The 13,480-nt window shown below is 66.3% G+C and carries 11 protein-coding genes, 1 tRNA gene and 1 pseudogene; 9 read left to right on the forward strand and 4 right to left on the reverse strand.

The annotated features are described in order from the left end of the window. The first annotated feature begins 200 nt into the window (after nt 1-200). Nucleotides 201-1,571, forward strand: coding sequence for an oligosaccharide flippase family protein (locus tag B2X67_RS15245; protein ID WP_273228670.1), 1,371 nt, complete (start codon nt 201-203; stop codon nt 1,569-1,571). A gap of 13 nt (nt 1,572-1,584) precedes the next feature. Here B2X67_RS15245 and mnmH read toward each other — a convergent pair whose 3' ends face one another. Continuing rightward, nucleotides 1,585-2,691: a tRNA 2-selenouridine(34) synthase MnmH gene (mnmH, locus tag B2X67_RS15250; RefSeq protein ID WP_286786007.1), complete on the reverse strand. Its 1,107-nt coding sequence runs from the start codon at nt 2,689-2,691 to the stop codon at nt 1,585-1,587. Then, nucleotides 2,691-3,725, reverse strand: a complete 1,035-nt coding sequence (gene selD / locus B2X67_RS15255; RefSeq protein WP_286786008.1) for a selenide, water dikinase SelD — start codon at nt 3,723-3,725, stop codon at nt 2,691-2,693. Before selD ends, mnmH begins: the two co-directional genes overlap by 1 nt. A 152-nt stretch (nt 3,726-3,877) precedes the next feature. Between selD and B2X67_RS15260 the strand changes: the two genes are divergently transcribed. The 4 genes from B2X67_RS15260 to phnE are packed head-to-tail and all read left to right on the forward strand — an operon-like array spanning nt 3,878 to nt 7,108. Then, nucleotides 3,878-4,729 (forward strand): putative selenate ABC transporter substrate-binding protein, encoded by an 852-nt coding sequence (locus tag B2X67_RS15260; RefSeq protein WP_286786009.1) that lies wholly within the window; start codon nt 3,878-3,880, stop codon nt 4,727-4,729. Beyond that, the gene (locus tag B2X67_RS15265) at nt 4,726-5,526 is read left to right on the forward strand and encodes a phosphonate ABC transporter ATP-binding protein (protein ID WP_273228674.1); all 801 of its coding nucleotides are present in this window, start codon (nt 4,726-4,728) and stop codon (nt 5,524-5,526) included. The genes B2X67_RS15260 and B2X67_RS15265 overlap by 4 nt, the downstream gene beginning before the upstream one ends. Continuing rightward, nucleotides 5,520-6,344 carry a PhnE/PtxC family ABC transporter permease gene (locus B2X67_RS15270; protein ID WP_286786010.1) on the forward strand — a complete coding sequence of 275 codons (825 nt, stop codon included), beginning with the start codon at nt 5,520-5,522 and terminating at the stop codon, nt 6,342-6,344. The genes B2X67_RS15265 and B2X67_RS15270 overlap by 7 nt, the downstream gene beginning before the upstream one ends. Next, on the forward strand, nt 6,341-7,108 hold the full coding sequence (gene phnE, locus B2X67_RS15275; protein ID WP_286786011.1) for a phosphonate ABC transporter, permease protein PhnE: 768 nt from the start codon (nt 6,341-6,343) through the stop codon (nt 7,106-7,108). The genes B2X67_RS15270 and phnE overlap by 4 nt, the downstream gene beginning before the upstream one ends. Nucleotides 7,109-7,139: 31 nt before the next feature. On the opposite strand, the gene B2X67_RS15280 is transcribed toward phnE, so the two are convergent. After that, nucleotides 7,140-7,352 carry a DUF3079 domain-containing protein gene (locus B2X67_RS15280; RefSeq protein WP_286786012.1) on the reverse strand — a complete coding sequence of 71 codons (213 nt, stop codon included), beginning with the start codon at nt 7,350-7,352 and terminating at the stop codon, nt 7,140-7,142. A 419-nt stretch (nt 7,353-7,771) separates the two neighbouring features. Here B2X67_RS15280 and B2X67_RS15285 point away from each other — a divergent pair. Next, nucleotides 7,772-9,718: pseudogene (locus tag B2X67_RS15285) on the forward strand (putative bifunctional diguanylate cyclase/phosphodiesterase). Between the two features lie 112 nt (nt 9,719-9,830). Here the strand turns inward: B2X67_RS15285 and B2X67_RS15290 are convergent. Continuing rightward, nucleotides 9,831-9,904: transfer RNA gene (locus tag B2X67_RS15290), tRNA-Gly, on the reverse strand. Nucleotides 9,905-10,218: 314 nt separating this feature from the next. Here B2X67_RS15290 and B2X67_RS15295 point away from each other — a divergent pair. From B2X67_RS15295 to B2X67_RS15305, 3 genes are read left to right on the forward strand one after another with little or no spacing between them, the layout of a single operon-like run. Next, nucleotides 10,219-10,755 (forward strand): winged helix-turn-helix transcriptional regulator, encoded by a 537-nt coding sequence (locus B2X67_RS15295; protein WP_286786013.1) that lies wholly within the window; start codon nt 10,219-10,221, stop codon nt 10,753-10,755. Next, the gene (locus tag B2X67_RS15300) at nt 10,752-11,882 is read left to right on the forward strand and encodes an HlyD family secretion protein (protein ID WP_286786014.1); all 1,131 of its coding nucleotides are present in this window, start codon (nt 10,752-10,754) and stop codon (nt 11,880-11,882) included. The genes B2X67_RS15295 and B2X67_RS15300 overlap by 4 nt, the downstream gene beginning before the upstream one ends. 38 nt (nt 11,883-11,920) lie before the next feature. Next, nucleotides 11,921-13,465: a DHA2 family efflux MFS transporter permease subunit gene (locus B2X67_RS15305; RefSeq protein WP_286786038.1), complete on the forward strand. Its 1,545-nt coding sequence runs from the start codon at nt 11,921-11,923 to the stop codon at nt 13,463-13,465. Nucleotides 13,466-13,480: the final 15 nt, after the last annotated feature.

Here is a 13,480-nt window from a genome sequence, read left to right on the forward strand (position 1 = left end):
GGGTATCTGCTCGATCCGCAACGCCGCAGGCGCCCCTACGCCTATTCCTCGGTCCGGGCGATCGCCAGCATGGGCCGCAGGCATATTTTCAAAACCGCCGAACGTTATTGCGAGAAACCGGGTCAATTTCCGTCGCGGGATACGGGTGTTACGCACGACATGCAGTCCGGGGATAAAAATGCACAAAGGATGGGGCTGGTATGAAAAAGTCTGATAGCGAGATCACCAAGATCGCGTTCGTTTTCGTGCCCATGGTCCTGCAACCGCTGCTGAACTTCCTCTTCCTGATCCTCGTGGCCAAGCATTCTTCGCTGGAGGAATACGGCTCGCTGGCGCTGAGCATGGTGCTGGTGTCGGTGGTGGTCGGCTTCTCGGATTTCGGCCTGCGCGATTACCTGCTGAGCAAGGGCGCCATCGCCAAGGGCCTTTCCAGCGGCGAGAACCTTTTCCTGCCGGCGACCGTGGGCTACCTGATTCTGGTCATGGCCACGATGTTCTACCTGGGCCAGGTCGGCGGCACCAATGCGTCCTACTACCTGCTGATCTGCTTCCTGCCCGAGGCGCTGGCCTTCGCCGTCCTGCAGCGCTGCCTGTTCTTTCACTACCAGCGCCAGGACCGGCTGGTGCGTTTCTCCTCGCTGGACTCGCTCTTCAAATCGCTGCCCTTCGCGGTGAAGATCGGCGTCTTCCTGCTCACCGACAACCTGGTCCTGTCCGTGGCGCTCGGCGCGAGCGTGGCGATGCTGTCCTACCTGGCCTGGTTCTACCTGCGCTGCATCCGCGAGCCGGGTTTCTTCGCCGCCAATACCCAGGTCTTCGCCACGCTGGGCAAGATGCTGACGCTGTGGCGCTCCTGGCTGCCGTTCACCATTTCCTTCTTCGCCTTCTTCCTCTACTTCGGCGCGGACCGGATTCTTATCGAGGCCCTGCTCGACGCCGAGCACCTGGCGGTGTACGCCGCCGCCACCTCGTTCATTGCCATCGGCCAGATCGCCGTCACCGCCTTCTGGTCGCTGTACATGCCGCGCATCTCCCGCGGCTACAACGAACTCGGCCAGCGCAAGTTCATCCTGCTCGCCTTCGGCCTTTCGCTGGCGATGTTCGCCGCGTACCAGATCTTCGCCCTGTTCCTGTTCCACCTGTTCTATCCGGACACCTACGAAGAGGCCTCGCTGATCCTCAAGATCATGGCCTGCTTCTTCATCTTCCGGCTGGTCAACGTGGTGTTCGAGATGTACTGGGTGGCCAAGGAGCGCTACGCGATCTTCGTCAAGATGCGGGTGTTCTGCGGGCTGCTCAGCGTCGGCCTGAACTGGGTCTTCATCCCCGTCTTCGGGCTGATCGCGCCCGCGGTCATCGTGGTCCTCTGCGAACTGACGCTGACGCTGCTCATTCTCGTCGCCGAGTACCGCTGGAAAGCCCTGCCCGTGGCCGAATTCCAGGAAACGCCGGTGGAAATCCTGCCGGCGGCCATACCGCTCGAGGTCAACGCCGAATCGCCGCCGGGCGCGATCGCCAGCAACACCTTCGTCGAGCAGACAGTGCTGGGTTCCGGCCGGCCCGGCGCCTGACCCGCCCCGCCGCTCAGCGACGGCTGCGCAGCGCGCGTTCGCGCAGGTAGTCCACCAGTTCGTCCTGCTTGCCGGCGAATTCGATGCGCTCGGCCTTGCTCTCGCGCTGGAAGGCGTACATCGGATCGTAATACTCGCGCAGAAGCCCCTCGATCCAGCCGCGGTGCAGGTCCACCGCGCCGCTGCGGCGCTGCTCGTCGAGCGCCTCCTGCATGATCGCCAGCAAGCGCTGGTAGCGCTCGCCGCCGAGGCGCTTGTGGATGTTGCCCAGGCTCTCCAGCAGCCGTTCGGCATACTGCTCGAAGCCGGCCTCGCCCTGAAGGTCGACGAATTCGGCGCACAGATCGACCACGTAATCGCGCAGGATGCGCTCCACCCGGTCGTCGAACGCATCCTCCAGCCAGACCAGCGGGAACCCCTGCATGCCCTGGTGCAGTTCCAGCGGCAGCGCGCAGCGACCGATCATCCGCCCCTCGTCCTCGACCACGAACTGCTCGATGCCGGCGGCGCGCTTCTTCAGCAGGTCGACGGCCAGGCGGTTCTCGAAATCGATGTTCGACGGCTGCCCGGTGGCGCGCTTGCCGAAGCTGGAGCCACGGTGGTTCGCGTGGCCCTCTAGATCGAGGCTGTTGTCCAGCCGGGCGATGACGTCGGTCTTGCCGGTTCCGGTCAGCCCGCCGACGACGACGAACGCGCACTGCTCCAGCGCCTCGCGGGTGGTTTCGAGGAGAAAGGTACGCATCGCCTTGTAGCCGCCGACCACCCGCGGATAGGTGATGCCCGCCTCGCTCTGCAGCCACTGCTGGACGATCTGCGAGCGCAACCCTCCGCGGAAACAGTACAGGTAGCCCTGCGGGTTGGCCTGGGCGAACGCCGCCCAACGGGCGATGCGCTCGGCCTTGGTGGCGCCGGAAACCAGCTGGTGGCCCAGCTCGATGGCGGCCTGCTGGCCGTGCTGCTTGTAGCAGGTGCCGACGCGCTGGCGCTCGGTATCGGTCATCAGCGGCAGGTTGACGGCGCCAGGGAAGGCGCCCTTGTCGAATTCGACCGGTGCGCGGGCGTCCATCATCGGCAGGTCGCTGAGGAAGATTTCGCGGTAGTCGGCGCTGTTGTCTCGCATCAGCAGACCTCGACCGCGTAACGCTGTCGCTCGACCAGCTCGCCGATCGGCGCCAGGTCCAGCCCGAGTTCGGCGGCAACGGCGAGGAACTCCGCTTCCCCCTCGACGCTCACCGCCACCAGCAGGCCGCCGCTGGTCTGCGGGTCGCAGAGCAGGTGCTGCTGCTCCTCGCTGAGCGCGCCGATGCGCTCGCCGTAGCTTTCGTAGTTGCGCAGGGTGCCGCCGGGCACGCAGCCTTCGGCGAGGTAGTGCTCGACGCCGGGTAGCCGCGGGACCCGGGCGTACTCCAGGCGCGCGCTGAGCCCGCTGCCGTCGGCCATCTCCACCAGGTGACCGAGCAGGCCGAAGCCGGTGACGTCGGTCATCGCGGTGACTCCGGTCAGCTTGCCGAAGCGGCTGCCTGGCTTGTTCAGCGTGCACATCCAGTCACGCGCCAGGCCGACGTCCTCGGCACGCAGCCTGGCCTTCTTCTCCGCGGTGGTGAGGATGCCGATGCCCAGCGGCTTGGTCAGGTAGAGGCGGCTGCCGACGCGGGCGGTGTCGTTGCGCTTCATGTGGCGCTTGTCCACCACGCCGGTGACGGCGAGGCCGAAGATCGGCTCGGGCGCATCGATGGAGTGCCCGCCGGCCAGGGGAATTCCGGCGGCGTCGCACACCGCGCGGCCGCCGCGGATCACCTCGCGCGCCACTTCCGCGGGCAGCAGGTTGACCGGCCAGCCGAGGATGGCGATGGCCATCAGCGGATCGCCGCCCATGGCGTAGATGTCGCTGATGGCGTTGGTCGCGGCGATGCGGCCGAAGTCGAACGGATCGTCGACGATCGGCATGAAGAAGTCGGTGGTGGAAACCACGCCGCGCTCCTCGTCCAGCGCGTAGACCGCCGCGTCGTCGCGCGACGCGTTGCCGACCCAGAGTTTCGGGTCGAGGTTTTGCGCGCCGCTGCCGGCGAGGATCACTTCCAGGACCTTGGGAGAAATCTTGCAGCCGCAGCCGGCGCCGTGGCTGTACTGGGTCAGACGAATCGGCTCGCTCATCGGGGTTACCTCGGGACTGTGGCGGCGGATTCTAGCAAAGCTGACCCGTGCCCCTCGCCTCCTCTATACTCGCGCCGCCCGAATACAAGCTGCGAACGCCCGACCAGGCGTCGCCCATTCCGTTTTTTCCGCTATTGAACCGGAGAACTCCCATGCTCAAGCGCTCCCTCGCGCTCGCCGCCGGCTTTGCCTTTTGCCTGTCCGCCACCCTCGCCAGCGCCGCCGACGTGCTGCGCGTCAGCGCGATTCCGGACGAAGCCCCCACCGAACTGCTGCGCAAGTTCAAGCCGCTGGGCGAATACCTGGAGAAGCAGATCGGCATGAAGGTCGAGTTCGTCCCCGTCGCCGACTATCCGGCGGTGGTCGAGGCGCTCGCCACCGATCGCCTGGACATGGCCTGGCTCGGCGGCTTCACCTTCGTGCAGGTGCACCTGAAAGCCAAGGACGCCATTCCGCTGGTGCAGCGCGAGCAGGATGCGCAGTTCACCAGCAAATTCATCAGCGCCGATCCGGCGGTGAAATCCCTCGCCGACCTCAAGGGCAAGACCTTCGCCTTCGGCTCGATCTCGTCCACCTCCGGCAGCCTGATGCCGCGCTACTTCATGCTGCAGGACGGCATCAAGCCGGAAACCTACTTCAGCCGCGTGGCCTACTCCGGCGCGCATGACGCCACCGCCGCCTGGGTCCAGGCCGGCAAGGTCGACGCCGGCGTGCTCAATGCGAGCGTCTGGCAGAAGCTGGTGGACAGCGGCAAGGTCGACACCGGCAAGGTGCACGTCTTCGCCACCACGCCCAGCTACTACGACTACAACTGGACCGTGCGCGGCAGCCTCGACCCGGCCATCACCGCCAAGCTGAAGGCCGCGTTCCTCGCCCTCGACCCGGCCGTCCCGGAGCAGAAGGCCATCCTCGACCTGCAGGCGGCCAGCCGCTTCATCGAAACCAGCCCGGACAACTACAAGGGCATCGAGGAAGCCGCGCGCGCCGCCGACCTGCTGAAATGACCCTGCGCCTCACCCAGGCCGGCCTGCAGCATCGCGACGGCAGCCACGCCCTGCGCGGCGTGGACCTGAACATCGAAGCCGGCGAACGGGTCGCCATCATCGGCCCGTCCGGTGCCGGCAAGTCGAGCCTGCTGAACTTGCTGGGCACCGCCACGCCGCCCAGTTCGGGCCGGCTCGAGGTGCTCGGCCAGCAGCCCTGGCAGCTGTCCGGCCGCCAGCGGCAGAAGCTGCGCGCACGCATCGGCCTGATCCATCAGGCGCCGCCGCTGCCACCGCGCCAGCGCGTGGTCACCGCGGTGCTGGCCGGCAAGCTCGGCCAGTGGGGGGTGGGCAAAAGCCTGCTCAACCTGCTCTATCCGCTGGACGTTCCCGGCGCCCGCGGGCAACTGGCGAAGCTGGATCTGGCGGACAAACTGTTCGCCCAGTGCCAGCAACTGTCCGGCGGCCAGCTACAGCGCGTCGGCATCGCCCGCGTGCTGTACCAGGCGCCGGAACTGCTGCTGGCCGACGAACCGGTGTCGGCGATGGACCCGGTGCTGGCCGATCACACGCTGTCGGTGCTCTGCCGGCATGCCGGCGAGCATGGCGTGACGCTGGTCGCCAGCCTGCATACGGTGGAACTGGCGCTGGCGCACTTCCCCCGGGTGATCGGCCTGCGCGAAGGACGAATCGTCTTCGACCGCCCCGCCGCGGAGGTCGACCGAAGTTTGCTCGACGCCCTCTATGCCAACGAGCAGTTGCTCCCGCCGACCCCGCCGCACGTCGGGGCGGCGGCCGTACAGATTCCCCGATGCTGAAGACTGCCGAACGCGACCCCGCCGCCCTGCCGCGCCTGCTGATCGCGTTGCTGGCCATTGCCCTGCTGTGGCCGGGCGTGCGCCTGAGCGAGCTGGACCTCGGGGTATTCCTGCAGTCCGGCAGCAGCGAGGTCGGCCGCTTCCTCGCCGGTTTCTGGCCGCCGGCGCGGGATGCCGAGTTTCTGCAGATCCTGCTCGACGCCACCCTGCAGACCCTGGCCATCGCCACCGCGGGGATGACCCTGGCGCTGCTCATCGCGCTGCCCGCCAGCCTGATCGCCAGCCGCGCACTGTCGCTGTCCGCCGCAGTGCGCGGCGGCCAGCCGCTGTGGTGGGCGCAGTTGCTGCGCTGGCCGGTGCGCGGCCTGCTGATCTTCCTGCGCAGCGTGCCGGAGATCGTCTGGGCGCTGCTGTTCGTGCGCGCCGTCGGCCTCGGCCCCACGGCCGGCGTTCTGGCCATCGCCATCACCTACAGCGGCATGCTCGGCAAGGTCTATGCGGAAATCTTCGAGTCGGTGGACCAGCGCCCGGCCCACGCCCTGATGCAGGCCGGCAGTGGCCGGCTGGCGGCCTTCCTCTATGGCGTACTGCCGAATGCCGCGGCGGAAATGCTCTCCTACAGCGTCTACCGTTGGGAATGCGCGATCCGCGCCTCGGTGGTGATGGGTTTCGTCGGCGCCGGCGGCCTCGGCCAGCAGATCGACCTCTCGCTGCGCATGTTCGCCGGCGGCGAGGTCGCCAGCATCCTGCTGACCTTCTTCGTCCTGGTGCTGCTGGCCGACCTGCTCAGCCGCCTGTTGCGCGGGAGGCTGGGATGAAGCGTCTGCTCGACGCCGGCCTGCTGCTGGCATTGCTGGCGGCAGTGATTGCCGCGTTCGCCTACCTGCGCATCGATCTCGGCGCCCTGACCGGCAGCGAGAACCTCGGCCACATGGGCGACTATGCCAGGCGCTTCCTCAGCCCGGACCTCAGCGCCGGGCACCTCGGGGCGATCGGCAAGGGCGCACTGGAAACCCTGGCGATGTCGGCCGTGGGCACGCTGCTCTCGGCCGTCTTCGGCCTGCTGCTCGCGCTGCCCGCTTCCGGGCGTTTCGGCTGGGCCGCGGCGAACCTGGCGCGGCTGCTGCTGAACGCACTGCGGGCGATTCCGGAACTGGTCTGGGCGGCGCTGATGGTATTCGCCGCCGGCCTCGGGCCGAATGCCGGCACCCTCGCCCTCGCCCTGCACACCACCGGCGTACTCGGCCGGTTGTTCGCCGAAGCGCTGGAAAACACCCCGCCGGCGCCGGCCCAGGCGATCCGCCTGCAGGGCTGCGGCGCCGTGCTGGCGTTCGTCTACGGCACCTTGCCGATCCTCTGGCCGCAACTGCTCGCCTACAGCCTGTATCGCTGGGAAAACAACATCCGCATGGCCAGCGTGCTCGGCTTCGTCGGCGCCGGCGGCCTCGGGCAGATGCTCTACGTGCACCTGAGCCTGTTCCAGGAGGCCCAAGCCAGCAGCGTGATCATCGCCATGCTGGCGCTGGTGTTCGCCGTCGACGCCTTGAGCGGCTGGAGCCGTCAGCGCTGGGTCAAGGCCTGAGCGCGGGAGTGCTCGGTTAGCGCGAATCCGCTCAGCGTTCTTCGCGCCGGGGCGCCAGTTCGTCGACCTGGAGGTCCAGCCCCCAGTCGCCGGAGGCATGCCAGTCCTCGCCGAAGAGTTCCGCCGGATGCTGAGTGCGGCTGGCGCCATTGCCGCAGTCCATCGCATCGGCCGCGCAGTAGCGGTCGCAGCCCCAGCAGATGCGCTCGGGATGCCTGGGGTTCAGGGGAAATTTCTTGGCCATTGGCGTGGTGTCTTGTTCTGTCGATTTCACGTTCGCAGAGGATGCGCCAACGGCTTTTCCAGGAGCTTGACCATGCTCAAGACGTCGGCCGAAGCCGCGACATTTTGCCCGCGGTGCGACCGCCCGGAACCCTTGCTGCGTCATTCTGTCTGAGCCTCGGCTCCCCCTCATCCGCCGCCCCGTCAGGCCTGCCGATCCGCGAGAACGAAGCAACGGCGCGCCTGTCCACCGCTTAGCTACCTCGACTCCGGAACCGCCGAACGACGGGGCCTGTGCTACGCTTCAAGTCACTCACCGGCTTTATTGCAACACGGGCCGGAGCGGGCGGAAACGGCGGTTGGGAAGCTGGATCGTTCATGACCAATGACCCGGACCGCAGACTGATCCGGCCCCCATTCAAGCGGCAGAGAAGCGCTGCAATGATAGGAAGAGTGAAGGGATTGTGGCTGACAGTGATGTCGGTGCCCCGCGACAATCCTCGGCTGTTGAGGGCCCAGTACGTCGCCTTGTCCCGCCAGTTGCCGATGATGTATTTCATCCTGCTGGTGAATACCTGGGCGCTCGCCGTCACCCACTTCGACACGGCGCCCGGCTGGCTGACCCTCGCAATGCCGGCGTTGCTCACGATCATCAGTTTCTGGCGTGCGCAGATCTGGTGGCGCAACCGGAACGACCCGGTTTCCGGGGTCGACATTCTCGCCACCCTGACGCGCACCAATCAGTTGGCGCCGTTCATCGCCGCCGGCTTCACCGCCTGGTCCCTGGCCCTTTATCCCTATGGCGATGCCTACGCCCAGGCGCATGTGGCGTTTTTCATGGGCATCACGGTGATTGTCTGCATCTTTTGCCTGATGCACCTGCGCTCGGCGGCGCTGATCACCACGCTGGTGGTCGACGTGGCGTTCGTGGTGTTCTTCGCCTCCACCCATAACCCGACGTTCATCGCGACCTCCATCAACATCCTGCTGGTATCGTCGGCGATGCTCATCGTCCTGCAGAAAAACTACCGCGATTTCACCAGCCTGGTGAACGTACAGGCGAAAACCGAGCAACTGAGCAACGAGAACCTTCGCCTGGCCAATCTGGACAGCCTCACCGGCCTGCCGAACCGGCGCCAATTCTTCACCACCCTCGACGACGCGGCGTCCGAGGCATTGAAAAATCGCAAACGCCTGGCAGTGGGCATTCTCGATCTCGATGGCTTCAAGCCTGTCAACGACCTGTACGGCCACAGCGTCGGAGACAAGGTGCTGACGCTGGTCGCCGAACGCCTGCTGGAACTGTCCAGCCCGACCGTGCACGTGGCGCGGCTGGGTGGCGACGAGTTCGCCCTGGTGATGAAGGACGACCTCAGCGACGAATCGCTGCAGGCCTTCGGTCGCAAGGCCTGCGGTCTGCTGCGCACCGAATTCATGCTCGCCGACGTGCCCATTCACATCGGAGCGACCCTGGGCATCGCCACGTTTCCCGGCTCGGCCTCCGACACCACTCAGCTCTATGAGTACGCCGACTACGCGCTTTACCAGGGCAAGCGCAGCAATCCGGGCACCGTCTGCCTGTTCTCCGCCAGCCACCACGAACAACTGCATCGCGACGCCATGACCGAGCAGGCGTTGCGTCGCGCCGATATGGAGGAAGAGTTCTACGTCCTGTTCCAGCCGATTCTCAACAGCCACAGCCATGAGACCTTAGCATTCGAGGCGCTGGCCCGATGGAACAGCCCCGAGCTGGGTCCGGTCGCGCCCGGGGTGTTCATACCCGTGGCCGAACACACGGGCCTGATCAGCCGCCTGACGCCTCCGCTGCTCGGCAAGGCGCTCCGCGAAGCCCACGCCTGGCCGGAGGGCATACGCCTTTCCTTCAATCTCTCCGCGATCGACTGTGGGTCACACGAAAGCGTCCAACAGATCATCGCGCTGATCCGGGAGAGCGGATTCGACCCCGCCCGCCTGGACCTGGAGATCACCGAAACCGCCATCGTCCAGGACATGGCGCAGATGCAGCGCGCGATCATCCAGTTCCGCCAACTGGGCTGCGGCATCTCGCTGGACGACTTCGGCACCGGCTATTCCAGCCTCAGCTAGCTGCACGCGTTGTCCCTCACCAAGCTGAAGATCGACCGCAGCTTCGTCGCCGGCATCCAGCACAATCCGGCGACCTTCAAGATCGTCAAATCGCTGGTGGGCCTGACCCACGACATGGATCTGGAGTGCGTCATCGAAGGCGTCGAAACCCGTGAGGAGCTTGCCGCCCTCACCAGCCTGGGATGCACCCAGGTACAGGGCTACCTGTTCAGCCGCCCCATCCCCGCCGCCGAAACGCTGGCCTGGCTGGGGCGAGCCAGTGTGGAACGGCTATCGAGCTAGACCCACGAATCCCCGGCAAGCAATCGCCAGAGCCTTCCCGCCCCGCAACCCACCAAAAGCCAGCCTCCAGAAACGACAAAGCCCCGAAAACGGGGCTTTAACACAGCGATTCTGGAGCGGGCGAAGGGAATCGAACCCTCGTCATGAGCTTGGGAAGCTCAGGTAATGCCATTATACGACGCCCGCTGAGGGCGCTCTTTTTACCAGAAAGCGTTTGGGAATTGAAGCGCGTTCGGCAGTTGAAGGCCAACCGCATCGACGGCCAGGGGGGCGCGTCATCATTTTCGCGGAGGTTCGCTGCCCGGCAAGAGCGGCGCCTGCGCACCTTTATAACCCGTTGATCTTCCGTGAAATAGCCGCGCATCCAGGTCAGGTGCCGGCATTTTCGCGTGATTCGCATGAGATCCGCTTCGACGAAAAACCTGCAGGAGTCACTTGCAGAGTGAAATCCGCCCATTTAGATTACGACTGTAATTCTAAAACCCCCGAGATCATTCGCGATGAAGAAAACCCGCTTCCAGAGCACGCAATGTCCCGTCGCGAGGAGTCTCGATCATGTGGGTGAGTGGTGGAGCATCCTTATCCTGCGCGATGCCTTCTATGGGCTGAGCCGCTTCGACGATTTCCGTAAAAGCCTCGGCATCGCACCGAACATGCTTACCCGGCGGCTCAACGGGCTGGTTGACAGCGGGTTGCTGGAGCGCCGCGTCTACAGTGAAAAACCGCTGCGCCACGATTACCTGCTGACCGACCGTGGCCGTGACTTCCGGCCGGTGCTGCTGACGCTGATGGACTGGGGCAACAGGCATTTCGCCAAGGGCGGCGCCAGCGTGTTGCTTGCCGACAAGGCCAGCGAGCAGCCCGTGCGATTGCAGCTGATCGACGCCCATAGCGGCGCACCCATCAGTCGGGAGCGGCACGTGGTGCGCCCAGGCCCGGCAGCGGACGAAGCCCTGCATCGGCGTCTGGAAAGTGGCCGGCGGCGGCGCGCCGAGCGTGATACCCAGCTGCCCTCCACCTCGGTGACCCTGCCATGACTTCGCTGAGCGGCGTCGAGCCCGCCACCCAGGCCGCCATGCTGAAACCTGCGCGCGGCAAGCCGTTCAAGCGCGTCGTCGCGCTGCTGGCGCTGATCGCCCTGTTGGTCGCCGCGGCGCTCTATGCGCTGCACTGGTGGCAGGTCGGTCGTTTCATCGAGCACACCGACGATGCCTACATCGGTGGCGACGTGACGGTGATCGGGCCGAAGGTTGCCGGCTACATCACGCAACTGGCGGTGACTGACAACCAGCCGGTGCGCGCCGGCGACCTGCTGGTGAAGATCGACGACCGCGATTACCGCGCCCGCCTCGACCGCGCCGAGGGTGCGGTGGCGGCCGAACAGGCGCTGCTGGCCAACCTGGATGCCACGCTGAACCTGCAGCAGGCGCTGATCACCCAGGCCCGCGCGGATATCGAATCCGCCAGCGCCGAGCAGAACCGCGCGCGCAACGACAACCGGCGCTACGTCTCGCTGGTCAGCAAGAACGCCGTTTCGGTGGAGAACGCGCAGCGGGTGGAAGCCACCTACAAGACCGCCCACGCGAACCAGGCCAAGGCCCAGGCCGGGCTACTCGCCGCCCAGCGCCAGCTGGAAGTGATCGCCACGCAGAAGCAACAGGCCCGCGCCGCGCTGATGCAGGCGAACGCTGAACGCGAGATGGCGCAGCTGGACCTGAGCTACACCGAACTGCGCGCGCCAGTGGACGGGGTGATCGGCAACCGCCGTGCGCGGGTCGGCGCCTATGCCGCTGCCGGTACGCAGCTGCTGGTGGTGGTGCCGGCAAGCGGGCTCTGGGTGGATGCCAATTTCAAGGAAGACCAGCTTGCCGGGATGCGCCCCGGCCAACCGGTGAGCGTGCGTGCCGACGTACTACCCGGCCGCGAGTTCCACGGCCACCTGGATAGCCTGGCGCCGGCGACCGGCGCGCAGTTCAGCGTGCTGCCGCCGGAAAACGCCACCGGCAACTTCACCAAGATCGTCCAGCGCGTCCCGGTGCGGGTGATCCTCGATCCGGCCGACGGCCTGCTCGGCCAGTTGCGGCCAGGGCTTTCGGTGACAGCCTCGGTGGACACCAGGACGCAGACGGAACCCGCCTCCGCGCCGCTGGCCAGCACGCCGTGAGCGCTACCGCCGGCGCCCCGGCATTCGATCCCGCCAGCATGCCCACCGCCCAGAAGGTGTTCGCCTTCGCCGCCATGTGCGTGGGCATGTTCATCGCGCTGCTGGATATCCAGATCGTCTCCGCCTCGTTGCGCGATATCGGCGGCGGGCTCTCCGCCGGCGCCGACGAGACCGCCTGGGTACAGACCAGCTACCTGATCGCCGAGATCGTGGTGATCCCGCTCTCCGGCTGGCTGTCGCGGGTGTTCTCCACGCGCTGGCTGTTCTGTGCCTCGGCGATCGGCTTCACCCTGACCAGCCTGCTCTGCGGCCTGGCCTGGAACATCCAGAGCATGATCGCCTTCCGCGCGCTGCAGGGTTTCCTCGGCGGCTCGATGATCCCGATGGTGTTCACCTCGGCGTTCATCTTCTTCAGCGGCAAGCAGAAGGTCATCGCCGCCTCCACCATCGGTGCCATCGCGTCGCTGGCGCCGACCCTGGGGCCGGTGATCGGCGGCTGGATCATCGAGGTTTCGTCCTGGCACTGGCTGTTCTACATCAACCTGGTGCCGGGCATCTTCGTCGCCGTCGCGGTGCCGATGCTGGTTCGCATCGACAAGCCGGACCTGTCGCTGCTCAGGGGCGCCGACTACGCCAGCATGGCGTTCATGGCGGTGTTCCTCGGCTGCCTGGAATACACCCTGGAAGAAGGCCCGCGCTGGAACTGGTTCAGCGACAGCACCATCGTCGCCACCGCGTGGGTTTCCGCCCTCGCCGCCCTGGCCTTCGTCAGCCGCAGCCTGATCGTGTCCAACCCGATCGTCGACCTGCGCGCGCTGAAGGAGCGCAACTTCGCCCTCGGCTGCTTCTTCTCCTTCGTCACCGGCATCGGCCTCTTCGCCACCATCTACCTGACGCCGCTATTCCTCGGCCGGGTGCGCGGCTACAGCGCGCTGGACATCGGCCTCGCGGTGTTTTCCACCGGCGTGTTCCAGGTGATGTCGATTCCGCTCTACGCATTCCTCGCCAACCGCATCGATCTGCGCTGGATACTGATGGCCGGCCTGGCGCTGTTCGCCGTGTCGATGTGGGATTTCTCGCCGATCACCCATGACTGGGGCGCCCGGGAACTGCTGCTGCCGCAGGCCCTGCGCGGCATGGCCCAGCAACTGGCGGTGCCGCCGGCGGTTACCCTGACCCTCGGTGCGCTGGCTCCGGCGCGGCTCAAGCACGCCTCCGGTCTGTTCAACCTGATGCGCAACCTCGGTGGCGCGATTGGCATCGCCGCCTGCGCCACCCTGCTCAACGACCGCACCAACCTGCACTTCACCCGCCTCGCCGAACACCTCAACAGCAGCAACGAGGCGCTGAACCGCTGGCTCGATCAGGTCGGCGGCACCTTCGCCAGCCTTGGCCAGAGCGGCATCGAAGGCAGCACCGCCGCCCTGCGCCAGCTCTGGCTGCTGACCTACCGCGAGGCGCAGACGCAGACCTTTTCGGATGCCTTCCTGACCATCATGTGCTGCTTCATCGTCGCCACCGCGCTGGTGCCGCTGATGCACAAGGTCGTGCCACCGGCCGCGCCGCCGGCGGATGCGCACTGAGCAGAAGCGCCGGTG

The organism is Pseudomonas sp. UBA3153, from assembly GCF_002364635.1.
In the GTDB taxonomy this organism is placed as follows: Bacteria; Pseudomonadota; Gammaproteobacteria; order Pseudomonadales; family Pseudomonadaceae; genus Pseudomonas_O; species Pseudomonas_O kuykendallii.

What these genes read in the sequence shown, in the direction of transcription:
- B2X67_RS15245 (WP_273228670.1), top strand. Translation starts at nt 201, where the DNA reads ATGAAAAAGTCTGATAGCGAGATCACCAAGATCGCGTTCGTTTTCGTG.
- mnmH (WP_286786007.1), bottom strand. Translation starts at nt 2,691, where the DNA reads ATGCGAGACAACAGCGCCGACTACCGCGAAATCTTCCTCAGCGACCTG.
- selD (WP_286786008.1), bottom strand. Translation starts at nt 3,725, where the DNA reads ATGAGCGAGCCGATTCGTCTGACCCAGTACAGCCACGGCGCCGGCTGC.
- B2X67_RS15260 (WP_286786009.1), top strand. Translation starts at nt 3,878, where the DNA reads ATGCTCAAGCGCTCCCTCGCGCTCGCCGCCGGCTTTGCCTTTTGCCTG.
- B2X67_RS15265 (WP_273228674.1), top strand. Translation starts at nt 4,726, where the DNA reads ATGACCCTGCGCCTCACCCAGGCCGGCCTGCAGCATCGCGACGGCAGC.
- B2X67_RS15270 (WP_286786010.1), top strand. Translation starts at nt 5,520, where the DNA reads ATGCTGAAGACTGCCGAACGCGACCCCGCCGCCCTGCCGCGCCTGCTG.
- phnE (WP_286786011.1), top strand. Translation starts at nt 6,341, where the DNA reads ATGAAGCGTCTGCTCGACGCCGGCCTGCTGCTGGCATTGCTGGCGGCA.
- B2X67_RS15280 (WP_286786012.1), bottom strand. Translation starts at nt 7,352, where the DNA reads ATGGCCAAGAAATTTCCCCTGAACCCCAGGCATCCCGAGCGCATCTGC.
- B2X67_RS15295 (WP_286786013.1), top strand. Translation starts at nt 10,219, where the DNA reads ATGAAGAAAACCCGCTTCCAGAGCACGCAATGTCCCGTCGCGAGGAGT.
- B2X67_RS15300 (WP_286786014.1), top strand. Translation starts at nt 10,752, where the DNA reads ATGACTTCGCTGAGCGGCGTCGAGCCCGCCACCCAGGCCGCCATGCTG.
- B2X67_RS15305 (WP_286786038.1), top strand. Translation starts at nt 11,921, where the DNA reads ATGCCCACCGCCCAGAAGGTGTTCGCCTTCGCCGCCATGTGCGTGGGC.